The 22,933-nt window shown below is 56.5% G+C and carries 17 protein-coding genes; 12 read left to right on the forward strand and 5 right to left on the reverse strand.

Annotated features, from left to right (window positions below; genetic code table 11):
* Nucleotides 1-84: 84 nt before the first annotated feature.
* Nucleotides 85-2,949, reverse strand: coding sequence for a multicopper oxidase domain-containing protein (locus ACN080_RS02425; RefSeq protein WP_419112948.1), 2,865 nt, complete (start codon nucleotides 2,947-2,949; stop codon nucleotides 85-87).
* Between the two features lie 97 nt (nucleotides 2,950-3,046).
* Here ACN080_RS02425 and ACN080_RS02430 point away from each other — a divergent pair, with 97 nt between their 5' ends.
* The 5 genes from ACN080_RS02430 to ACN080_RS02450 all read left to right on the forward strand — a co-directional run bounded on the left by ACN080_RS02430 (nucleotide 3,047) and on the right by ACN080_RS02450 (nucleotide 7,872).
* A complete protein-coding gene (locus ACN080_RS02430; RefSeq protein ID WP_419112949.1) occupies nucleotides 3,047-3,550 on the forward strand; it encodes a DUF456 domain-containing protein in 504 nt (167 codons plus the stop codon).
* 21 nt (nucleotides 3,551-3,571) lie between these two features.
* Nucleotides 3,572-4,054 (forward strand): hypothetical protein, encoded by a 483-nt coding sequence (locus ACN080_RS02435; protein ID WP_419112950.1) that lies wholly within the window; start codon nucleotides 3,572-3,574, stop codon nucleotides 4,052-4,054.
* Between the two features lie 6 nt (nucleotides 4,055-4,060).
* Nucleotides 4,061-5,395, forward strand: coding sequence for a glycosyltransferase 87 family protein (locus tag ACN080_RS02440; protein ID WP_419112951.1), 1,335 nt, complete (start codon nucleotides 4,061-4,063; stop codon nucleotides 5,393-5,395).
* An 88-nt stretch (nucleotides 5,396-5,483) separates the two neighbouring features.
* Nucleotides 5,484-6,548 carry a lysostaphin resistance A-like protein gene (locus tag ACN080_RS02445; protein WP_419112952.1) on the forward strand — a complete coding sequence of 355 codons (1,065 nt, stop codon included), beginning with the start codon at nucleotides 5,484-5,486 and terminating at the stop codon, nucleotides 6,546-6,548.
* Between the two features lie 10 nt (nucleotides 6,549-6,558).
* Complete coding sequence (locus ACN080_RS02450; RefSeq protein ID WP_419112953.1) at nucleotides 6,559-7,872, forward strand: M18 family aminopeptidase; 1,314 nt, start codon at nucleotides 6,559-6,561, stop codon at nucleotides 7,870-7,872.
* 314 nt (nucleotides 7,873-8,186) lie between these two features.
* On the opposite strand, the gene nadE is transcribed toward ACN080_RS02450, so the two are convergent.
* Nucleotides 8,187-9,008 carry an ammonia-dependent NAD(+) synthetase gene (gene nadE, locus ACN080_RS02455; RefSeq protein ID WP_419112954.1) on the reverse strand — a complete coding sequence of 274 codons (822 nt, stop codon included), beginning with the start codon at nucleotides 9,006-9,008 and terminating at the stop codon, nucleotides 8,187-8,189.
* A gap of 184 nt (nucleotides 9,009-9,192) precedes the next feature.
* Between nadE and ACN080_RS02460 the strand changes: the two genes are divergently transcribed.
* Nucleotides 9,193-9,915: a DUF4870 domain-containing protein gene (locus ACN080_RS02460; protein WP_419112955.1), complete on the forward strand. Its 723-nt coding sequence runs from the start codon at nucleotides 9,193-9,195 to the stop codon at nucleotides 9,913-9,915.
* 203 nt (nucleotides 9,916-10,118) lie between these two features.
* Here ACN080_RS02460 and ACN080_RS02465 read toward each other — a convergent pair whose 3' ends face one another.
* Nucleotides 10,119-10,544: a low molecular weight phosphatase family protein gene (locus tag ACN080_RS02465; RefSeq protein ID WP_419112956.1), complete on the reverse strand. Its 426-nt coding sequence runs from the start codon at nucleotides 10,542-10,544 to the stop codon at nucleotides 10,119-10,121.
* 297 nt (nucleotides 10,545-10,841) lie between these two features.
* On the opposite strand from ACN080_RS02465, the gene ACN080_RS02470 reads away from it, so the two are divergent.
* Both ACN080_RS02470 and ACN080_RS02475 read left to right on the forward strand, forming a co-directional pair.
* The gene (locus ACN080_RS02470; RefSeq protein WP_419112957.1) at nucleotides 10,842-11,024 is read left to right on the forward strand and encodes a hypothetical protein; all 183 of its coding nucleotides are present in this window, start codon (nucleotides 10,842-10,844) and stop codon (nucleotides 11,022-11,024) included.
* A gap of 172 nt (nucleotides 11,025-11,196) precedes the next feature.
* Nucleotides 11,197-11,898 carry a hypothetical protein gene (locus ACN080_RS02475; RefSeq protein WP_419112958.1) on the forward strand — a complete coding sequence of 234 codons (702 nt, stop codon included), beginning with the start codon at nucleotides 11,197-11,199 and terminating at the stop codon, nucleotides 11,896-11,898.
* 110 nt (nucleotides 11,899-12,008) lie between these two features.
* On the opposite strand, the gene ACN080_RS02480 is transcribed toward ACN080_RS02475, so the two are convergent.
* Nucleotides 12,009-13,985: a M13 family metallopeptidase gene (locus tag ACN080_RS02480; protein ID WP_419112959.1), complete on the reverse strand. Its 1,977-nt coding sequence runs from the start codon at nucleotides 13,983-13,985 to the stop codon at nucleotides 12,009-12,011.
* A gap of 263 nt (nucleotides 13,986-14,248) precedes the next feature.
* On the opposite strand from ACN080_RS02480, the gene ACN080_RS02485 reads away from it, so the two are divergent.
* From ACN080_RS02485 to ACN080_RS02495, 3 genes are all read left to right on the forward strand, one after another.
* Entirely contained in the window at nucleotides 14,249-15,040 is a 792-nt protein-coding gene (locus ACN080_RS02485; protein ID WP_419111134.1) for a hypothetical protein, read from the forward strand.
* Nucleotides 15,041-15,198: 158 nt separating this feature from the next.
* On the forward strand, nucleotides 15,199-16,695 hold the full coding sequence (locus tag ACN080_RS02490; protein ID WP_419105257.1) for an MDR family MFS transporter: 1,497 nt from the start codon (nucleotides 15,199-15,201) through the stop codon (nucleotides 16,693-16,695).
* A gap of 10 nt (nucleotides 16,696-16,705) precedes the next feature.
* On the forward strand, nucleotides 16,706-17,692 hold the full coding sequence (locus ACN080_RS02495) for an aldo/keto reductase (protein ID WP_419100275.1): 987 nt from the start codon (nucleotides 16,706-16,708) through the stop codon (nucleotides 17,690-17,692).
* Between the two features lie 25 nt (nucleotides 17,693-17,717).
* On the opposite strand, the gene ACN080_RS02500 is transcribed toward ACN080_RS02495, so the two are convergent.
* Nucleotides 17,718-18,662: an Ltp family lipoprotein gene (locus ACN080_RS02500; protein WP_419100274.1), complete on the reverse strand. Its 945-nt coding sequence runs from the start codon at nucleotides 18,660-18,662 to the stop codon at nucleotides 17,718-17,720.
* Nucleotides 18,663-19,085: 423 nt separating this feature from the next.
* On the opposite strand from ACN080_RS02500, the gene ACN080_RS02505 reads away from it, so the two are divergent.
* Entirely contained in the window at nucleotides 19,086-20,378 is a 1,293-nt protein-coding gene (locus ACN080_RS02505; protein WP_419112379.1) for an adenylosuccinate synthase, read from the forward strand.
* The last annotated feature ends 2,555 nt before the right edge of the window (nucleotides 20,379-22,933 follow it).

Consider the following 22,933-nt stretch of genomic DNA (forward strand, 5'->3'; position numbering starts at 1 on the left):
TACCCCCGAAGGTGACGTACCCAACCCCCACAAGATGCCCCCGGCTCTAGTAGAGCCGGGGGCATCAGGTTTCTTATCGAATGACTAGTCGGTGACCTTAATCTGACCGCGAGCGCCACGTTCGGCGGCCGCGAAGTCGTGGTTGACGAAGGTATAGGTGCCTGCCTCGGTGAAGGTCATCTCCACGAAGCCACCTTGGGCGGGGGCTAGGTCGAGGGCTTGGGAGGCCCCCTTGGTGGTGCCGAAAGCGTCCCTTCCGCCTTGGAGTAGGTAGCCGCCCTCCTTGTAGACGGTGTCGAATTGGCTACCGACTATGTGGAAGCTGAGGTCGCCTCCGGGGCCGGCGTTGAGTACCCAGATGCGCACGCGCTCACCGGTTTTTGCTGTCAGGGGGTCGCGTAGGTATTGGGTGGCGTGGCCGTTCCAGAGGGTGAGGGTGGGGGTGCCTGCCGCCAGGCCTTCGGGTGAGATGTTGGTCAGTATGCCTTCGGGGGTGTCACCGGCCTGGGTGAGCGCGACTTCGCTTTGGACGAGCAGGTATTCGCGGTCTACCGGGGGCAGGTCCGGTGGGTCGATGACTACCGCGCCGAACATGCCTGCGGCTAGGTGGGTGCTCATGGGCATGGTGGAGCAGTGGTAGAGCCAGATGCCTGAGGCGGCAGCCTCGAAGCGGTAGACCAGGGTTTCACCGGGGGCTATGGTGCGCATGGGCTGGTCGGGGGCTACGGTGCCGGCGTGGAAGTCGATGGAGTGCCCCATACTGCCCTTGTTGACCAGTGTAATTTCAAAAATATCGCCGACTTTGCCGTGCAGGGTGGGGCCCATGTAGGAGCCCTTGTAGGTCCAGGCGTTCAGGGTGGTGCCGGGGGCTATCTCGCGGGTGAGTTCTTGAACCTCGAAGGTTTGGCGGTGGATGGTGCGCCCGTCGATGTTTTCGCCCTCGGGGACGGGTTCTAGGGCGGCGTCCCGGCTCTGGTAGTTTGCTGAGATGTCGCCTTGCAGGTCAATGTCGGTGGGGGAGAGTACCTGGCCTGCGGCGGTGTGCCCGGCCTGCTGACCGCCGGTGCCCTGAGTGCTGGTAGCGCCGGTGGCAGTTACCTGAAAGGTCATGCCCATGGCCCGGTGGCCCATGACGGAGCACCAGCCTTCCAGATCCTGGGTGATGGTGCCGACCTCTACGGTCTTTGTTTCCCCGGGGTTGATGCGCCCGGTGGAGGTGCCGTTGGCAAAGGTCAGGTCGTGGGCGTTCTTGGTATCGGTGTTGTGGACTTCGATGACCAGCCGGTTGCCTGCGGGTACCTCGGCGGTGTTGGGGGTAAAGCGCATGTCGGCGGTTGCCTCAACGGTCAGGGTGGTGGTCTGGCCGGTAGCGGCGGAACCGGTCCCGCCTGCCGCCAGTCGTGCCCGTGCGGCGGGATCAGCTGCCACTCCCAGGCCTACAACCAGCACCACTGCCAGCGCACCGATGAGGGCATGGCGCAGGTGGGGTACCGGTTGGGGGTGCTGTGCTTCCGGGTCTGGGACGGGGGCTTCACCCCGGGCGCGGGCCTGAATCATGGCTTTGCGGATAGCTACTGACTGTTTGACCCCGCGTAGCATGAGCGGGATAAAAGCGAAGAGGGTGAAAGCTCCCAGCAGGGAGGCCGCTGTGCGTACCCATGAGCCGGTGATGTTCACGGGCAGAATAAAGACCAGAAGAGCCAGGTTAATCATGGTGACTCGGCCGGCTGAGAAGCGGTTGAACTCCCGGTTAGAGGCACGCACAGCCTTAGGCCCACCGCCCATACGCGCGGGGAGCAGGTAGCTCATGGCGCCCAAGAGCACCTGGGCTAAGAAGCCTGCCACAAAGACGGGGGTGATGGGGCGTAGGCTCAGGCTCTCTAGGCCCTGGGTGAGTACCAGGACGGCGGCCCACAGGACACCCACCAGCAGCCACACCATACCGGCAGCCACCGAGAAGGTGGGGTAGTCAGAGGGTTTCTTGGCGGCGGTGGCTCCTACCATGAGCACACCCACCAGTATCAGGGCGGCGGCGTACAGTATCAGGCCGGATGTAGCCAGGGGAACATTCCCCATGAGGGCACCGGTGACGGTGAGCGTGAGCCCGGCGCACATGAGCACCAGCGCGCGGGAAGAACGTGCCACAGCATCGGGGAGCATGACGGTGCGGAGCATCGTGGGCCAGAGCGTCATGAGCGTGCCGACCACGGTGATGCCCACAAAGCCTAGGACGTTCACTGCCTCATGGGCCAAAAGTAGGCGGGAATGCCAGGTGGCACTGGTGCCGTCGTAGGCCAGGAGTGCACCGAAAGTAGCACCCAGGGGCAGGAGCCAGGAGGCGGCAATGTAGTACCTAATGCTGGTACCAAAACGGGCAGGCAGGGCAGAACGCATTTGCTGAAGTAGGGCCAGCCCATGCCAGGCCACCACAAGCCCCACCCCGGTCGAGCCAATCAGGGTCAGGGGGTAGAGGTTGAAGATGACCCCCACCATGAGCACAACTATCGAAGCGTTGAGCGTGTAGATGCGCACCAGCTGAACCGGGCGGGCGCTGTCGGGCAGCTTGTTTTTGAGCAGGGCCTCGGTAAAGTGCTGGGACCAGACCAGAATAGAGTTGGTTATCAGCCCCAGGGTCACCATGTGCACCATCAGCCAGAGCGACTCGGGAATCCACCGGTGGGTCATGAGCACCGCAAAAAGCGCAAACATCCAGAGGGAGACGGGTTTGGAGGCCTTGCGGTGCCATGTTGCTCGGCCGGTAGCTATATCGCGGGCCTGTCGCTCGCTGATAGGGGCGCCGGGTGCATCTACGGGGCGGGTCCCGATGCTGAGTTCCTGCCGGTAGCCACGGGTGGGTGCGGTGGGGGAGTTCCCTGACCCCTGCGGGCCTGGTGCCTGATGCGGCTTAGGTGCGTTCTCTGGTTGCTGGGGGGTGGGCTCCGCCATCATCACTCCAAAATATCGTATGCGTCATGCCGATTATAGCAAGCCGCTAGGTCACTCACCTAGGGCGGAGCTAGCCCCCAGCCCGACTAGACTGGAAGATATGACCCTAGCCATCATCATTACCATCGGGGCCGCTCTGCTCATTGCCCTAGGCTGTATCGGTATTGTTTACCCGGTTCTGCCCGGCTCCCTGGCCGTCCTGGCAGGAATCCTGCTCTGGAGCCTCACCCTGCGGAGCCCCGAAGGGTGGTGGCTTCTAGGGCTGGGCGCACCCATCGTCCTTGCCGGTATGATGGCTCAAGCCCTCCTGACTGGGCGCACCCTCAAACGCAGGGCTATCCCCAACTCATCTATCCTCTGGGGAGTGGTCGGTGCCGTAACCGGCATGTTCCTTATCCCCGTGGTTGGCCTGTTCGTGGGGTTCGCACTTGCCCTCTTCCTGAGCGAAACCACCCGCAGCGGCGGTGACCTTACTACCTCGCTGGCAAGCACCTGGGCCGCCCTCAAATCTATGGGTCTAGGTATGCTCATCGAACTAGCCGCCGCCCTCACCGCCGGCAGTATCTTCACCGTTACCGCCATCATCTACTTCGTCACTGCCTAAAGAACGGTAAAGTAATCTCTCGTGAAAACTCTGCCTGCCTCCCTAATCCTGGCCGCCACCGCAATCATCCAAGCTCTCGGTATCTTCCGGTACACCGATGACACCATGGCGCTTTCTGGCCAAATCTTCTTCCCCGTCCTCTTTGCGCTCATGTCTATCTACATCAGCTGGCGTAACCGTGAGGGCACCGGTAAGTTTTCACTGGCCCACATCATTATTCTTGCCCTGGCCGTTGTTGCCCTGGGCGCAACGGTTGCAGGATGGAACGCCAGCCTCTACTACTTCTACCCCTCCTACTACGTCTTCTACGCGGCCCTGGGGCTTCTGGTACTAGAACTAGCCCTGCGCATAGTGGCTCTACCCAAGAAGGAAACCAGCACGAAAGAAGGGGTGGACAAGCGCCTACCCGGTAGAGCCAAAGCCCGCAGGGGAACCAAGCTGGTCGCCGTCCGCAAAGACTCGGCCACCAGGGACCGGGGAACGGCTGCTGACCCCCAGGAGTAGCTAGTTGTGAACATTCTTCGCCTGAGCGCCACGCTACCGGCTCGCCACCGTATCTGGCCGATCCTGACCGCTATTTTCTGCCTAGCGGTCATGCAGTGGCACATTCGCCACTCCATCTTTCTCAACGGCCAGGACTTCGAGGTCTACCGCACCGGCGCAGGCGTGGTCTTTGGCGACCTTTACCCGGGTAAAACCCTCTATAACTACTACCTGCAAGAGGGCAAGCCCATTGCCCTGCCCTTTACCTACCCACCCTTTGCGGTCATGGTCTTTGCCCCCTTTGCTTTCCTGCCCCTGGGCGTCGGCGCTGGAGTGATGACGCTCCTGGCCATGAGTGCAGCCCTGTGGATTTCGGTTCTGGTGCTCAACTACGCCCGCTTACGCGGGGTAACCGTACCCGGTGAGGCCCTACTCGGTAGCCGCTCACTGGTTCTTGTTCTGGCTACCTGTATCACCATGTTCAGCCCCTGGGACCGCAGCATCGGCCTAGCCCAGATTAACGCCCTGATTCTGCTCTTGGTCATGGCTGACCTGCTCCGCCCTGCCAGCCGTCTGCCGCGCGGTGTCCTGATCGGTATTGCCGGCGGTATCAAACTCACCCCGCTGGCCTTTGGCCTGATTCTGCTCATGCGCCGGGATATCAAGGGCGTACTCACCCTGGGTGCTACCTTCCTGGCAACGGTAGCCGCAGGCTTTATCTTTATGCCGGCTACCGCCCATGAATTCTGGTTCTACGCTATTTCTGACCCCTCCCGCGTGGGTAACATCAATTACGTGGATAACATCTCCACCCTGGGCTGGCTCCTGCACTTAGGTCTTAGTGAAGGCCCCCTGCTGACCGCCCTGCGTGGGGGCATCATCCTGGCTCTGCTGGTGGGAGTTGCCTACCTGATTCCGGTTCTTCACCGCCGGGGCATGGTGCTGTCACAGATAGCCCTCAACGGCTTCCTCATGCTAGCCATGTCACCGATTTCCTGGTCCCACCACAACATCTGGCTACCCCTGCTCATGGCGGGCCTGTGGCTGGACGCCTTCCCCGTCTTCTTCGCCCTAGCTACCAAACCGGTGCGCTGGCTGGCGGCAGGTCTAGCGGTACTGGGCTGTGCCGGTCTGATTTACGGGCCGATGCGCATCGGTATCCGCATGGACCCGGCCGCCCACAACCTGGACGAGCTCAGCCACCTGGCGCTGAGCCTCTCCGCCCTGCCCATCATCTGCCTGAGCGCCCTGGTGCTGCTCTGGGCTCTGGTGGCCTTCCGCTACCGTCAACAGTTAGCGAGCACCCCAAACCAAAATCTAGGGTCAAGCCCCTACGGGCCTCCCCAAAAATGTCTAGGGTAGATACTATGACTAGTTCGCAGATGCCTCACCAATACGGACCCGCCCAAGAAACCACACCCCCTGCTCAGACCCAGCAAGCGGTGCCTTGGTGCGCCCCGTCATTCCGCAGACCCCGAACACTCAGCCGCCACCCTACCTACCCCCGGTAGGCTGGCGGCCCGGCTACCGGCAAGAGCCCCAGGAGTTGGGCTACCACCGCCTAGCCCTGACCGACCCCAAGAGCCGCTGGTGGAAACCCCTGGTTGAGTCAGTAATTGGTGCTCCCCTCTACCTTGTTCTGGCCCTTATCTTGAGCATAGCCCTGCTCATACCCAGCCTGATGAGCGCCCTCAAGGAGCAGGCCGCCTCCGGGCAGATGACCATCGATGCCACCGCCACAGCCAGCGACATGACCGCCCAGCTCCAAGCCCAGGCCCTTACAGACCCCCTTATCTTCACAGTGCTCTTCGGGTCGGTAGCGCTCATGTTCCCCTGCCTCTGGTTGGCCCGCCTCATCATGGGCCCCAAGCCCTGGGGTCTGATTCACTCCGTTGCGGGCCGTATGCGCTGGGGCTGGCTCATGGTATGCCTGGGCCTGTCCACACTCATCATGGTTCTGATCCCCCTGGCCCTTGAGGCAGCTACCGGGAGCACCTACCAGCTCGCACCCCAAGCTCAGGGCACAACCCTCATAGTGCTCCTGATCTGCATTGGCCTCGTTGTTCCCTTTCAGGCCTATGCCGAAGAACTGGTCTTCCGGGGTTTTCTCATGCAAAGCATCGGCCGCTGGCTCAAACACCCGGCCTGGGCTATCGTCCTGCCCGCCCCACTCTTCATGCTGGGCCACATGTACGACCTCTGGGGTCAGCTGTCCGTCCTGACACTGGGGATCGCCGCAGGCTACATCACCTGGCGCACCGGCGGGCTTGAAGCCGCAATCGCCCTGCACACGGTCAATAACCTCATCGCTATGACCTTCGGGGTCTTTGGCCTGGCTGACCCCTTCCTGCAAGAAGGCTCTAACCTAGCAGGCTTTACCTCATCACTGATCACCAACGGTATTTTCGTGCTTGTGGTTGTGCTCCTTGCCAAGAAGAAGAACCTAGCCCGCACCCGCCGCGCGCAGGTCTGGGTCAAAGAACAGCCAACACCCCGCCCCGCCCCCGTCCGGTAAAATGTGTCCCATGACTCTTCCTGCTGATACCCCGCTTGACCCCCGCACCAACATCGATGACCTGGCGGCCTTTATTACCGCCTCACCCACCTCCTTCCAGGCCGCCGCAGAAGCCGCCCGCCGCCTAGGCAGCGCCGGCTTCACCCCGCTTGATGAAGAAGCAACCTGGGATAGCTCCGCAGCAACCGGCAAACACTTTGTGGTGCGCGACGGAGCGATCATCGCCTGGGTTGGTACCCAATCCCATACCGGCTACCGTGTGCTCGGTGCCCACACCGACTCACCGGGGTTCAAAGTCAAGCCTAAGTCATCCATCCGCACCCTGACCTGGAACCAGGTAGGAGTCGAAGTCTACGGCGGACCCCTACTCAACTCCTGGCTCGACAGAGAACTGCGCCTAGCCGGACGCCTGACCCTACTGGTCGACGGTCACCTAGAAAACCGGCTGGTCGCCACCGGACCCATCGCCCGCCTACCCCAGCTCGCCATCCACCTGGACCGAGAAGCCAACAACGGTTTTAAGCTGGATAAGCAGGGCAACCTCTACCCGCTCTGGGGCTTCGGAGACTCCACCGGAGACGTCCTGGCCTACCTAGCAGAACACGCCGATGGCGGGCCGGTAGACCCCACCACCATCGTGGGCTACGACCTCATGTTCGCCGATGCAACACCCCCCAGCGTTTTCGGCGAAAACCAGGAACTTTTTGCCTCGGGCCGTCTGGATAACCTCAGCTCCGTGCACGCCGGGCTGACCGCCCTCACCCGCTACGCCGCCCACCAGCCGAACAACCCCCAGCACACCGTCATGCTGGCCGCCTTCGACCACGAAGAAATCGGCTCAGAAAGCCGCTCCGGTGCCGCCGGGCCCTTCCTCGAAGACGTACTGGTTCGACTCTCCCAGGCCAGGGGAGAAACTGTTGAGGACTACCGCCGAACCCTGGCCGCCTCCATCTGCCTCTCATCCGATGCGGGGCACCTGGTCCACCCCAACTACACCGGCCACCACGACCCCACCGTTCGCCCCCTGCCCGGTGGCGGGCCCCTGCTCAAAATCAACGCCAACCAGCGCTACGCCACCGATGCGGTGGGGGCCGGTATCTTCGCTCAGGCCTGTGCGCTCGCTGGGGTTCCCTACCAGGAGTTCGTATCGAACAACAATGTTCCTTGCGGCTCTACCATTGGGCCTATCACCGCCACCCGCCTGGGTATGCGAACGGTCGATGTGGGTGTTGGACTCTTGTCTATGCACTCGGCCCGGGAGCTGACCACCGTAGCTGATATGGCCTACCTGGCCCGCGCTATTGAGGGTTTCTACCGCCTGTAAAAGCACAGCTGAATGGGTAGAACTCTGTGCCCTTGGCTTCGCCAACACCCTTAACGCCAGCCCCGAGCCAGTTGGCTCAACCAAGGGCACAGCGCTTGAATACCAGGCCTATGCCAACACCCTTGACACCAGCCCCGAGCCAGCCGGCCCGGCCAAGGGCACAGAGCCCAAGACACCAACCTCTCCAAGACCCTTAACGCCAGCCCGAGCCAGTTGGCTCAACCAAGGGCACAGCGCTCAAGGTTCCGCTCCGATAAGACTTTAAAAAGTCAGCCCCGCACCAAACCGGGCGGGGCTGACTTCAAGCAAAAGTGTTACCTGTACCAGGTATCAAAGACGGTGACGGGGGTGGTGCGTTTATGGCGTGAGCGCAAGAAACGGCCCTCAATATTCTCAGCAGCCGCAGGGTCAATCTCTTTACCCTCAAGATAGTCATCAATCTGGTCGTAGCTGACACCCAACTCGTCCTCATCGGTACTGCCCGGCTTGCTATCGAGCAGGTCAGCGGTGGGCACCTTCTCCCAGAGCCTCTTTTCAGCCCCCAGAACCTTGAGCAGCTCACGGTTTTGGCGCTTGTTGAGGCCAAAGAGAGGCATTATGTCGGCCCCGCCGTCCCCGAACTTGGTAAAGAAGCCGGTCACAGCCTCCGCCCCGTGGTCGGTCCCCACCACGAGCAGGTTCCTCTCACCGGCTAGGGCGTACTGGGCGATCATACGGGCGCGCGCCTTGACGTTGCCCTTATTGAAGTCCGAAATCGGCTGGCCGGTGGCATCGGCAAATGCCGACTCGAAACCATCAACAGCCGCCGCAACGTTATAGGTCACGGTCTGCTGGGGCATGATAAAGCGCAGGGCGGCCTGGGCATCCTCCTCGTCGGCCTGCACCTTATAGGGTAGGCGCACGGCAATAAACTCGGCCTGGATATCCTCAAGTTCCAGCGCCTCCACCGCGAGCTGGCAGAGCCTGCCCGCCAGAGTGGAATCTAGTCCCCCGGAAATGCCCAGCACGAAGCCGCGGGTCCCGGTAATTTTGAGGTAGTCAACCAGGAACTGCACGCGTTTGCGGATTTCCTCGGTGGGATCGATAGTGGGTTTAACACCCAGTTCTTCAATAATGTGAGCCTGTAGTTCGCGCATGACTCCATGCTACTCGGGAGCCCTCTCCTTGCGCCTTATCTAGCCCCAGAGAATGAGAAAGAGGTCTTATCTTCTCATCTGTGAGGATGATTTCAGAGCAGATGAGGCCCCTCAACGGTATAAACCTGTTGGGGTTGACTTAGAGTATTAGGTAGAAGTAAATAACCCCGCGAAAGGCTTCAGCGTGACTGAGCAGAACAATCCTCACCTGCCCCACCAGAACAGCAATTCATCAATCGGCCCTGAGGGTGAGGCTCCCCAGTCACCGAACCACCGGGCTGAGCCGGAACCAGTCGAGCAGGCCCCCAACGCGCCCCAGCAGGACACCCCGGTGTACGGTCAGCCCAGCCAGCAGACACAGGACTACACCGCTCAGCAACCCGATTCTGCCCAAGCTGACCCCTACGCACCGCAATCACCCGGTTACGGCCAACAGCCTTCCGGCCAGCCTGGTGCCTACAGCGCACCTGGTTACGGTCATTCCGGCCCCAGCCAGCCCGGCGTTGGTCAGCCAACCTTTGATGCCTACGGCAACCAGATTCCTTCTGATGCCAAATCTATGGCTTTGTTTGCCCACCTTTCAGGTCTGATTGGGCTGGTAGTTACGGTCTCATCCCTTAATTTTATTGGGCCTCTGATTTTCTGGTTCATTTACAAGGACAAGCCCGGCTACCAATTCGTGCGTTACGCAGCGGCTGGGGCCTTTAACTTCTCCTTCACCATGTGGCTTATCAACGTGGCTGTCTGGATTCTTACCATTGCCACGCTTGGTATAGCAGCGGTATTTACCTGGATTATCCTGCTTGCTGTTTGGGTAGCCCTCATTGTTCTGCACATTATTGCCGCTGTTAAGGCAAATAACGGGCAGGTCTACGACTACCCCATGGCCATCAAGGTCCTGAGCTAGTAGGCCTTTAACGCTCAAAGGGACTGGAAGCACCGGGCTAATGCGGTGCGTTCCAGTCCCTTTCCCTTATAAGGGGTAGGCCAGACTCATGCTCCTTGCTGACCTTTTCACCTGGTTCGCTATCGCTCACACGGCGATTCACGCCCGCTCCGAGCCAGCAACTTCGCTGTGAGCCTTCTGCTACCACGGATGAAAGGTAGGTATTAGCCGGTCAGCTCGTCCAACAGGGCCAGGACACGCTGGTTGATGTCATCACGGATCAGCTTCATGCGCTCAGCTCCCTCAATCCCGCGCAGGGACGGTTCATCGGTTTCCCAACGCTCGGTCTTAGCTTCAATCTCGGGGCTGACCCCTTCAAGGTGGGTGGCGGTACCAACAATAATGATGCGGTCGGCCTCCTGTAGCTCCTGCTCGCTCGCGTACTTGGGGTAGCCGGTGCTCATATCGGCCCCTAGCTCAGCTAGTGACTCAGCAGACTCAGCGTTTACAGCACCACCAACCGCGGCCTGAGTTCCCGCTGAGGTGGCGACCACCTGCCCCTGGGCGTGCAGGTTCATCAGGGCCTGCGCCATCTGTGACTTTCCCTTGTTGGACTGGCAGACAAAAAGGACGCGGGGTGGGGTTGCCATAGCTCTCCTCAGCTTGAGTTCGGTGACTAAAGATAAGCCTAGCGCCCAGGGCGGCTGGCCAGCTGTACCCTGCAAAAATATGCACAAGTGAACCTGGCTGGGTGCGAAAGAAGAGGAAACTTCTCCAGGCAGATTAGACCCTGCCTAGATACCGTGAATACCATCTAGCTGGTGTTGAAGATGTCGCCGCCTGCACTGACGACATGGAAGAAGCCCCTGCCCTCCAGGCGCGCGGTGACTACCCTACTGGCCGAGCACCTGGACTAGGGAATTTTTGGCCCTGAGGTTGGCAAGCTGGTGGATAATGCCGGCATGTACCATGCCTGGGCCGAGGGAACCGAGCCAGGCAAGTCGCACAACCACCTGTCCATTATTGGGTGCAAGTTCAACGACCGTATCCATAACGGGCAGATGGACACCTCTGAACTGCGCGGTATGGGGCTGGCCTTGAAGCACCCCGCCCCCGAGGACTCTAGATAGAAGCAGATGAGTGTCGCCAAGAGTCGGCTAGTATCGCTTAATGCTCTACTAATATTTGGGCAAGTGGAGTCATCCCACACTGAGATGCTACGGGGAAATATAAAAGCCCCGTTTGCAATACTTAAAGCAGAGGCAAGGCCGGGGCGTTCTCCTCAACGCTAGCATCAATGATATGAGCAGTAAAGAGACGTTCTCAGGTGAGAACGTTTGCGATAGCTTTTCTCTTCCGCGGATGGAGCCTTTTCGCCAGGAAGCAAAAGGTGATGTTGAGCTTGCGCTAAAACTTTATGCTTGGAATGCTCAAATGGTAGCTGCTTCCTTGGAACAGATTTCGTATCTAGAAGTCCTACTGAGAAATGCTATCGACAAGCAGCTCGCCAAAGAGGTCAAGGAAGATAAAAACGGCATACCTTGGTTTTTACTCCACCCCTATAATACGGTGGCCGTTCCTGCCACAGATGACTGGCCCTTCTATGAGGAAGATTCTGCATATATTTGCCAAGCCGGCAGGTATTTCCAAGAGGTTAAACATATTGCTTTCTATGCGGATAAGGAGATTAAGCCTAACATTCCCTGCATTGTGGCCCGTTACGATAACGTTGAGTGGAATGAGGCTGAAGCAAATCGCTTAGTGAACAGCGGCAACCGTGAATATAAAAGGTTGGGTCAAGTCATGAGGAAAGGTCTTGAAGCTGGCCGGCAGGGCGGGCGCTACCAGGTATTTATCCTGACCCGCGAAGGGGACCCTAGACAGGTATCTTTATCAAGCCCATTCGTGAATAAACGTACCGGAAAGGGTTCTGCTTTTGTTCAGCGGCAACGGTACACTAGCGTGCATCAGCTTAGACATGCGCAAGATATATGGGAGCTATAGGTTCAGCAATAACGTAGAGGAATTTTGTACTTTTCCGAAGAGGCTACATTTAGGGCGCTACTACACCTTCAAGTAGGTGTGGCAGCGCCCTGTATTCTGCTAGTACCCTACTACCAGATCTTAACCCGCTCTTCGGGGGCCAGGTAGAGGGCATCACCCGGCTGAACATCAAAGGCCGTATAGAACTCGTCAATATTGCGCACTACGCCGTTGACACGGAACTCCTCGGGGGAGTGCGGGTCAATAGCCAGGAACATCTCGGCGGTCTGGGGGCGGGTCTTCATACGCCAGCCCTGCGCCCAGGCCACAAAGACACGCTGGGTGGCGGTCAGGCCGTCAATCACCGGGGCAGTCTCCAGGGTCAGGCCCTGACGCTCAAGCGCAATTTTGTAGGCCTTCAAGGCAATAGAAAGACCACCCAGGTCACCAATATTTTCACCCAGGGTCAGCTCACCATTAACCGTGAATTTTTCGGGGTCAAGGCCGGTGGGGGTGTAGGCGTTGTACTGCTCCACCAGGGCCTTAGTGCGCTCGGTGAACTCTGAACGGTCAGCGTCCGTCCACCAGTTATTGAGGGCACCGGTGCCGTCGTACTTAGAACCCTGATCATCAAAGCCGTGCCCAATCTCGTGCCCAATCACACCGCCGATTGCACCGTAATTAACGGCATCATCAGCCTCAGGATCAAAGTAAGGTGGCTGAAGAATGGCCGCAGGGAAGACGATCTCATTGGCCGGTGGCATGTAGTAGGCGTTGACGGTCTGCGGGGTCATCAGCCACTCGTTCTTATCGACCGGTTCGTTGATGCGACCCACCTGGAACTCGTGTTCAAAGACCGCCGACCGGCGCAGATTCTCAAAGAGATCATCGGTCAGTTCCAGCTCAGAGTAATCCCGCCAGGTGTCGGGGTAACCAATCTTTGTGACAAAGCTACCCAGCTTTTCCAGGGCGCGGGCGCGGGTCTCATCGGTCATCCAGTCCAGGGTGCCAATCGACTCGCGGTAGGCCGCCAGCAGGTCATTGACCAGTTCCAGCATCTTAGCCTTGTGGGCTGGCGGGAAGTGGATAGCAACGTATTCCTTACCCAGCTCCTCACCCAGGGAACCTTCTACCAGACCAACTCCGCGCTTCCAGCGCTCGCGCAGTTCTTGGGAACCCGAAAGGGTACGCCCGTAGAAGTCAAAGTTCTCAGCCACAATCGCTTCGGTTAGGTAGGGCGCACGGGAATGAGCCATATGCCAGATGTACCAGAGCTTCCAGATAAACAGCGGGGCAGTGGCCCACATCTGGGCGGCGGCCTCAAAGTAGGAGGGCTGGTTAACCACCACGGTACCCGCTTTCTCCAGAGAGATGCCCATACCCTCAAGCCAGCTGCTAAAGGGGAAGCCTGGGAAACTGCCCTCTAGCTCCGATGCCTGAATTGGGTTATAGCGCAGATCGGCATTGCGGGACTTAACGTTATCCCAGTGGTGGGAGGCAATCTCGGTCTCATGGGCAAAGACAGCTTTAGCGGCATCGGCGGCTTCTAGCCCAAAGTTCTCGGCCAGGCCGGTCAGCTCAAACATGCGGGCGATGTGCTGAAGGTAGGCATCACGGATCTCGGCGTACTTTTCGTCGCGATAGTAGGACTCATCAGGCAGGCCCAGACCGGTCTGGGACAGGTAGAGCACATATTTCTCGGGGTTCTTAGCGTCAATGCTGGTGTACCAGCCAAAGGGGCCGCCGTGGCCCTGAACATCGAGCGCTGCCATGACCCGCACCATGTCATCGGGGGTGGCGGCGGCCAAAACCTGCTCGACTTCGGCAAGTAGGGGAGTGAGGGCGTCCTGCTCAATTTTCTCGGTATTCATGAAAGATGAGTAGAGCGCACCGATACGGGAGCGGGGCTGTTCGGCGGCGAACTTTTCGATAATCTCACGCACATGCTTTTCGGCGGCATCGCGCAAGAAGTACATGCCACCGTCACGTGAACGGTCGGCGGGAATCTGGTGGGAGTCGTACCAGGTGCCGTTGACGTAACGGAAAAAGTCGTCGGCAGGGTTGGTGGCGGGGTCAAGGAAGCTGGTATCAATACCTGAATGTGTCATGCTTCTCGGTTTAGAGGTCTGCTGATATCTTCTTGACCTGATTTAGTGGGTTTGGCTCAGGGCGTGACCAGCCTATCAACAGAACTACCTACAATGCCCACTCTTATCGCCACAAATTGGAGTTTCCTCTAGTTATCAGCACTTTTCTGGAGAAAAATGATGTGTGAGCAAGCGAGCTTAGGACCCTTCAAAGGGTACCTGCGCCCCAGCCTCACCGCACCCATACACGTGTGACACACCACTATTTCTCTAGGGAGAAAATCATGACTCTTTCTACAAATCGCCGTACGGCTCTTAAAGGTCTGGCTATTGCAGCACCCCTGATGGCAGTAGCCCCAGCTGCATTTGCTGATAGCACCACCCCACCCGGTGGACAACCCCAGCCCACGCCCACTCCTCACCCCGGTCACCCCCACCCCACCCCTAACCCCGGTAATCCCAACCCCCCCAGCACCGGCGGTGGCGGCCAGGTACCCCTGCCCCCGGGCTGCCACGACGGTAACTGGATGAGCCAGATTCCCTGTGCACACTTCACAGACCAGAGCAACGGTGAAGGCTGGTGCTTTGGCAACACCACCACCCTGACCCTAGATGCTTCCGCAGGTAGCGCAGGCTACGACGTTCAGTGCTACCTGGTGCCCGTGTGTGGCGATGGCTCACGCGCCAACACCCACGGTAACGCCGCCGAACGTTTCCGCTGCATCAGCCGTGGCTACTACAGCAGCGGCAATTTTTTTGCCGGTAACTGGACTAGCCCCTGTGACGTCAGCGGGCTTACTATGCCTTACGCCTTCGACGGTTGTAGCTCCGGGCCCTGCACCATCACCCTACCCCAGGGGTCCATCATGGTTCAGTCCAACAACGTCTGCTTCAGCAACACCCACGGGGTCGGCAAACTACAGATTAAAACAGCTAACCGTTGGTTTAGCTCCTGCCAAAGCTGGATCAAGGCTATCTGGGTTATCAGGAACAAGGCTACCGGCCACTGGCACGTACTAGATACCGTTGGTATTGCCGGTAACACCTGGCGTAGCGGTTACGACGGCAAGTTCTAAGGTTTTTCTACCTAGATACCCGCAGAAGACGTTAGGGCTAGTGGCAAAAGCTACTAGCCCTAGCGTTTTTTCTTGTACCTACCTGACCTCAAGGTCAGCTGGCTGTGAGCAAGATTTTATAGCTAACTAGGTCATCCTTTAGGTAGGGTTAGTAGCCTATGCCTTCATCTCAGCCTGCCCAGAGCAACCCATCAGAACATCTAAGACCCCAGGCTAGTCCTCAGACTCAGTCGCTTGAACGTCATGAGTTCCTACTACTTGCCATCATGGTTCTGTCCGCTTTTGTTCTGATTCTCAATGAAACCCTACTGGGGGTGGCTCTTCCCAACATCATGGAAGACCTCAACATCGCGGCGGCAACTGCCCAATGGACCTCCACCGGCTTTATGCTCACCATGGCTGTGGTGACCCCCGCATCGGGCTTCATTATTTCCCGCTACTCCATTCGAGCGGTCTTCCTGGGAGCTATGGCCCTCTTCTCGCTAGGTACTCTGGTATCGGCTACAGCCCCCGGCATTGCTCTACTCCTGGTAGGGCGAGTGCTTCAGGCGGGCGGAACCGGCATCGTGATTCCCTTGCTGATGACCACCATGATGCGTCTGGTTGCACCCAGTAAAATCGGCCAGGCTATGGGCATCATCGGTATGGTCATTTCAGCGGCCCCTGCTGCTGGCCCCACCGTCTCTGGCCTGATTCTGAATGTTGCGAGCTGGCGTTGGCTTTTCTGGCTCATTCTGCCTATTGGTTTGATTGCCCTTGCTGTGGGTTCCCGCCTGGCACCTGCCGGTAAGCCCCAGGGCAAGAGCCAGCGTCTTGATCTGCTCTCCATTGTTCTATCTACCGCAGGCTTCGGTGGCCTGGTCTTGGGTCTCTCCTCGCTTGGCGGGGAATCAACCCACGGCGGTGCCCACCTGCCGGTTAGCCCCTGGCTGGTCATTGGTTTTGCCGCCGTCATTATCGCCGCTTTTGTGGTGCGCCAGATTAAGCTCCAAGAACGCGGCCCCTTCATGGACCTGCGTATCTTCAAGGCACGGCCTTTCACCCTCACCGTTATGATGAGTTCGGTGGGTATGGGTGTCATGCTGGGTACCGCTATCCTGATTCCGCTCTACACCGTGAACGTCCTGGGCCTGACCCCGCTGGAGACCGGTATGATGCTCCTTCCCGGTGGCCTGCTCATGGCCGTACTCAGTCCCTTTGTTGGCCGCCTGGCTGACCGTCTGGGCGCTCGTACCCTGGTGATCCCCGGTGCGGTTCTCTTTATCGCATCTATCTGGCTGATGAGCACCTTTAGCCAGGACACCGCTGTCTGGTACGTGGTAGCAACCTACATGCTCATGAGCTTCTCGCTACCCCTCATTAACACACCCATGATGTCGGTGGGCCTGGGGTCGCTCAACGGCGAACTGCAGGCTTTTGGCTCATCGGCTATGACTACCTTCCAGCAGGTTTCGGGCGCTGCAGCTACCGCCAGCTTTGTGGCCCTGCTCGAGCTAGGAAAAGCTACCAGCAAAAAGACCGATCTGGCCGCCTATATGGACGGTGTACACCTGGCCTTCTTCGCTGCCGCCTGCCTGTCACTGGTCTGCCTGGTCGTTGCTCTTCTGGTACCTGCGGGCAAGCAATCCACCGGAGCCGCACCCGCAGCCCGCTAAGGTAGAGGCTATGAGTATTGAATATCGCCAAGTGGGTAAGAGCGGGCTAACCGTATCAGCGGTCGGCCTGGGGTGTAACAACCTGGGACGCAGTAAAACCGCAACGGAAACACAGGCTGGCACTAACGCCGTCCTTGCCGCTGCTGTAGCCGAGGGCATCACCCTCTTCGATGTTGCCGATATCTACGGCGCCGAGCCCGGGGTTTCCGAGACCATGTTTGGCCGTGCCCTGCGTGAGACTGGGATAGACCGGGACGACATCGTGATTGTCAGCAAGTTCGGCATGGATATGGGCGGTGTGAATGGGCGCGACTACGGTGTGCGCGGGTCCCGCCGCTACATTATGCGCGCTGTTGAAGCGTCACTGACCCGCCTGGGCACAGACTATATTGATCTCTACTTCCATCACACCCCCGACCCCGCCACCCCGGTTGAGGAAACCCTCTCTGCTCTGGGTACCCTGATTGAGCAGGGCAAGGTGCGTTATATTGGCTCCTCTAACTACGCTGGCTGGCAACTAGCCCACGCTGAGCACTTAGGTCGCGCCTTGGGCCACCGTTATATAGCTGCTGAGAATCACTACAACCTACTGGACCGCAGGGCTGAACTGGAGGTTCTACCGGCAGCCCGCGAGTTCGGGCTGGGCCTGCTGCCCTACTTCCCCCTAGCTAACGGTCTCTTGACCGGTAAATACACCCGTACCCAAGCTCCTGCTGATGGCCGTTTGACTCGCATCAAGCCCGCCCTCTTAGAGGGCGCCAACTGGGGGCAGTTGGAGGCTTTCTCTGCTTTTGCCTCCGAGCGTGGTCTTACCGAGGTGCAGGTTGCCTTTAGCTGGCTGGCCCAGCAGAACCCGGTGGCGTCGGTAATCGCGGGAGCAACGAGCCAGGCACAGGTCAAAGCGAATGCGGCGGCCATCGTGACCCGTCTGAGTGACGTCGACCTGGCGCAACTCGACGCGATCTTCCCGGCACCTCCCAAGGTCGCGCTGTTCTAATCACGTCACAAGAGGGGCTTCCCGGTTAGAGGTGGTCGATAGCGTACTGGGCCTGTTCGGGGGTGAACTGTTCACCGTGCTTGCTGGTGAGCTGGTCGTAGAGACTGTCGGTGCTCATGTCCATCAGGTCCATGTAGCTCCGGGCTGACTCTAGTGCTTCGGCATTCCAGTCAACCTTGACCTGATCCACCGCGTACTGGGCCTGTTCGGGGGTGAACTGCTCACCGTATTCATTAGTGAGCTGGTCATAGAGCCCGGCATAGGAGAAGGACATGATGTCAATGTAGTTCTGTGCTGCTCCTAAGGCTTCGGCATTCCAGTCAACCTCCAGATTATCCAGAGCGTACTGGGCGGCCTCTGCCGAGTGCTTTCCGCCGTATTCACTGGTGAGCTGGTCGTAGAGCCCGGCATAGGAGAAGTCCATAATTTTGACGTAATTGCGTGCTTCTGCCAGAGCGTTCTCGTAGCCGTCAGGGACGTTGCCCTTTGACTGTGATTCTGCCTTTGAGGGGGTTGTGGTTGTGCTTGGCTGAGCCGAAGATGAGGCAAGGCTGGAATCGGCGGGTTGCATGAGCGCCGGTGCTGACAGCGAAGATGAAGCGACGGGGGATTCTGCCTCAGTTTCGCTTGCTGGCTGTCTAGCTGCTGGCTGATGCGAAGCGGAGAGGACCGCTGTAACCAATAGTACGATGCCACAAATGACGGTGCCCAGAAAGGAAAGAACAATCGCCAGAATTGAGGTAACTCTTTCCTTTGATTTTTGGAAGAGACCTGCGATTCCGGCACCAAAGCCGGCGGGTAGCAGGATCCAGCCCAGGACCGAGGTTGCCGGAAAAATGCCGAAGATGAGCCCCGACACGGAAAGTGTAAGGGCTATAAGTCCTATGCGGTTTTTAGGTTTATGAGTCTCCGGTTGTGGGGGTGCTAGTTGGGGGGAATCTGGGGCGCTATTGGGGGGAAAGCTGCTCATGCTACCCATTCTAATTTATTAAAAATTACTGGGCGGTATTGCTTGGGGATTTATGGTGTTTGTGGTGGAATGGTGATTAGTTTTATGTGACTTGTAAAATTTACAATTTTTAAATAAATATAGAATATTTTACTTGTAAAACATCTTTCTTGGAGAATTGCGATGTCCTATGATTTTTTAGGCTTCGCATAATGGGTTCTGACCCACTGAGCGCTGTATGAGTCCCCTGTATATAGGGTGCCTACCGAGGGAGCCTTCTACTTTTGTTCTTGCCAGAAAACCGCGCCGACCCTCTCAATACTGTGCCGCCTTGGTATTCTTAAAAACGGTGTGCTCTGCGCCAAACCGCATACACAGCTAGCTCAGCGCCACCCCACCGCCGTGAAACCCGGCAGGTGACACCTATTCAGGAGTAAGACTTTTATGCCAGCAATCGTGATTGTAGGCGCCCAGTGGGGCGACGAAGGTAAGGGCAAAGCAACCGACCTGCTTGGCGGTCGCGTTGACTATGTCGTCAAGCCCAACGGTGGCAACAATGCCGGGCACACCGTCGTCGTCAACGGCCAGAAGTTTGAGCTCAAGCTCCTTCCCGCCGGTATCCTCTCAGAAAACGCTGTCCCAGTGATCGGTAACGGTGTTGTGGTGAACCCCGAGGCCCTTTTTGAAGAAATTGACGGGCTTGAAGCGCGCGGGGCAGACACCTCCAAACTCAAGATTTCAGCCAACGCCCACCTGGTGGCTCCCTACCACCAGACCATGGATAAGGTGACCGAACGGTTCCTGGGCAAGCGTGCTATCGGTACCACCGGTCGCGGTATTGGCCCCACCTACATGGATAAGGTGGGCCGCCTGGGTATCCGTGTGCAGGATATTCTCGATGAATCTATCCTGCGTCAGAAGGTTGAAGGGGCCCTGCGCCAGAAGAACGAACTGCTGGTCAAGGTCTACAACCGCCGCCACGTTGAGGTCGAAGAGATCGTTGACTACTTCATGAGCTTCGCCGATCGGCTAGCGCCTATGATTGTGGAATCAACCCAGCTCCTTAACAAGGCGCTGGATGAGGGTAAGACCCTGCTCATGGAGGGCGGCCAGGCCACCTTCCTGGACGTTGACCACGGCACCTACCCCTTCGTGACCTCATCGAACCCCACCGCAGGCGGCGCTTCGGTTGGTTCCGGTGTTGGCCCCACCCGCATTTCCCGCGTCATCGGTATTCAGAAGGCCTACACCACCCGCGTGGGTGCTGGACCCTTCCCCACAGAACTCTTTGACGAGATGGGCGAGTTCTTGCAGAAGACCGGTGGAGAGTTTGGGGTCAATACTGGCCGCCCCCGACGCTGTGGCTGGTATGACGCGGTGTTGGCTCGTCAGGCCGTACGCATTAACGGCTTTACCGACCTTTTCATCACCAAGCTGGATGTGCTCACCGGGTTGGAGAAAATTCCGGTCTGTGTGGCCTATGATGTGGACGGCGTTCGCTTTGATGAGATGCCTATGACTCAGTCGGACTTTCACCATGCAAAGCCTATTTATGAGTACTTTGACGGTTGGACTGAGGACATTACTGAGGCTAAGACTCTCCAAGAGCTGCCCGTCAATGCCCGTAGGTACCTGGAGAAGCTCGAAGAGATCTCTGGCTGTCGTATCTCGGCGATTGGTGTTGGCCCGGGGCGCGAGCAGACTATTGTGGTCCGCGACCTGATTGAGGAAGACTAACTTGGACTAATCCGTATGGAAGGTGAGGCCCGCTCCTGGTAGGGGAGCGGTCCTCACCTTTTAAGAGATTTGTTGACTTTTTCAAAGGACAACACCTCAAAATTTTTTCTGACCGCGGTGGTTCAGTGACTGGCTAAAGTGGAATAATTCGGCGTAAGCCCGGTTGTGGTCGGCGATGGGACGGGTTATTGCTTAATTTATATCTGGCTTATTTTGCTTATTGGGTTTGGCTATCCGCTGGTGCAGGGCTGTATATGAGAGCTGGGATAAGATCGTAGACCTTGAAAAGTTACCCAAATTTTTTTTGGGGTTTTGACTCTGTGGAGATAGCAGTGTCTTGGTTAGTTCCGCAAACTTGGAGGTTGGCTGTAGATTAATACTTACTTTTTAAAATATTTTATTAATATGTATATATTTGCGATTAGTGTAAATAATATTAAAACCGCAAGAAAAATTCCCACAGGGGTTTTTAGGTAAAAATATGAAAATCCTAAAAGCGCCACCAGGTAAAAAAGGGATCCGAGTAGTAGAAGGATTCTAGAGTATTTTTTACGACTCGTACATTTTTCTTTTAGAGACATGTTAAGCCTGCCATTCCTAACGATCCTAAAAAGGCTATGCCTGAGCCAATAGCTGTTAGAGTTGTTGCCCCAAAAGTCTCGGGTAAGGCAATAATGCTGCCCGCAAAAACAAGCCCAGATCCCACAAGACCTATAACGCTAAGTATACACATGCCCCATTATAGTCAGGCGGCGAACCATCATCCTTCACCAAACGAATATCAGAATCAATCAGATCAGAAATATATATAGGCACACTGGCCCTATCCGTATCGCGTAGAAAGAGAGGGGCACCAGTTGCAGGGGGTGTTCAACATAAGCAGTTTACCCTCATGATGAATCTTCTCAACATGAATGTCAATTATTTTTTGTGTTTCGAAATATCACAAAATGGTTTCGATATTTCTACTTATTTTTCTTTTTGAATGTAAATAAATTAGAAAGAATCCTAATTCCATAAACCAGAAAAATTAAATAGGAAATTGCAGTAAAAATAAATAGCATATAGAACACAAAAGATTTTTCGTTTTGAAAAAAGGGTATCAATGAAGTGGATAAAAATCCTATTATCCATGCAGATAGAAAAATTTTATAATCCCTCTTCATGGTCTTTTCATCAATTCACTAATAATCCATACGAGCCCCATGATCCCAAATCCTAGTGATGACCCTATATACCACATTCTATCTATAAATGATCCGGCTTCTACGCCGGGCAGAAAAATACCTCCCCGCTTCCCACTTTCCCGATCTGGATATACTCTTATTCGATATATAGAAAGTATTGTCCCCACTATAAAAGCCAATGCTCCGACTATAATTACTAGATTATTCATTACTACATACCCCTACTTTGCAGGCCAAAATTTACCATACGTACGAGACCAGCTCGCCCCAATACCAAACGTTACTCCTCCATATAAGTCGTTATCTCCCGGTTAATAGATACGGTTTAGGATATCCATGTATGTGTTTTGCGCTCATTTCTTTCTTCTTACTCATGCGGGTCAGATTCCCTGACGGTATCTTGCTTTCTTCGCGCAAAAGCTTTCAAAACTTGATACCAAAAGATGATAAGAAAAACAATTGAAATTGCGATACTAATGAAGAACCATACTCCTTTGTCATGTGTGACCGGCGGAAGGAATATGCCAAAAATAGCAAAGCCAATCCACGAAGTGATAAATACGGGGCGGTTAACATGCTCGAATATATTAAACATAAGTATTTCCTTTGTTGCTTTCGTGCAATCAACGTATAGAAAAAGGTGAAAATAAAACATTTTTTATAAAGAGATTTTCTTTATTGCTAAATGAATGCCTCCGATAAATACAGCTTTAGGGGATCCAATATATAAAATTTTATCCGCAAGGGACCCTGGTGGGATTCCTGGAATGAATATTCCTTTTTGGTTTCTTACCCGTGAGGGTATTTAATTATTCGGTAGATACTAAAGGAATCTCCTAGTAGGGCAAAAAACATTCAAAAAATACATCAACACTATTGATCGGTATCATTTCACTCCCCAGTCCCATGAAAAACTTTGAGAACACCCTACTCCAACACCGAATAAAAACCCATTGGAGGTTGGTCCAGGGCTTCCATCGATAGGTACCTGCATTCCGCTCTTCCAACCTCATCCGTACGCGGCCTGGCAAGAACTATTATATGCTGTGCTGTACTCAGGAGTTGGGTCCCCGGAGGTTCTTCCAATAAATGTATCAGCGCTAAGCTCCCCACCAGCACCTAATTCAAGACCCAATGATACATCATCGTCGTTATCTGAACTAGTGATATTAAAAGAGAAACAAATAGCTCCACATAGGCCAAAACTAAATTGCCAGGCATCCCTACCTGCGCAGCCACCTGCTCTACCACCGCCCGACGTAAATTAATGAACCTGTTCACCGCCTTCACATCCGCAGGTGTCTTGTGGACTTTACTGTCTCTGACTAAAATGACTAGGCCTAGCTCGATATAACCCTTAGCAGCCAA

Source organism: Rothia sp. CCM 9416, from assembly GCF_048513535.1.
Classification (GTDB): Bacteria; Actinomycetota; Actinomycetes; order Actinomycetales; family Micrococcaceae; genus Rothia.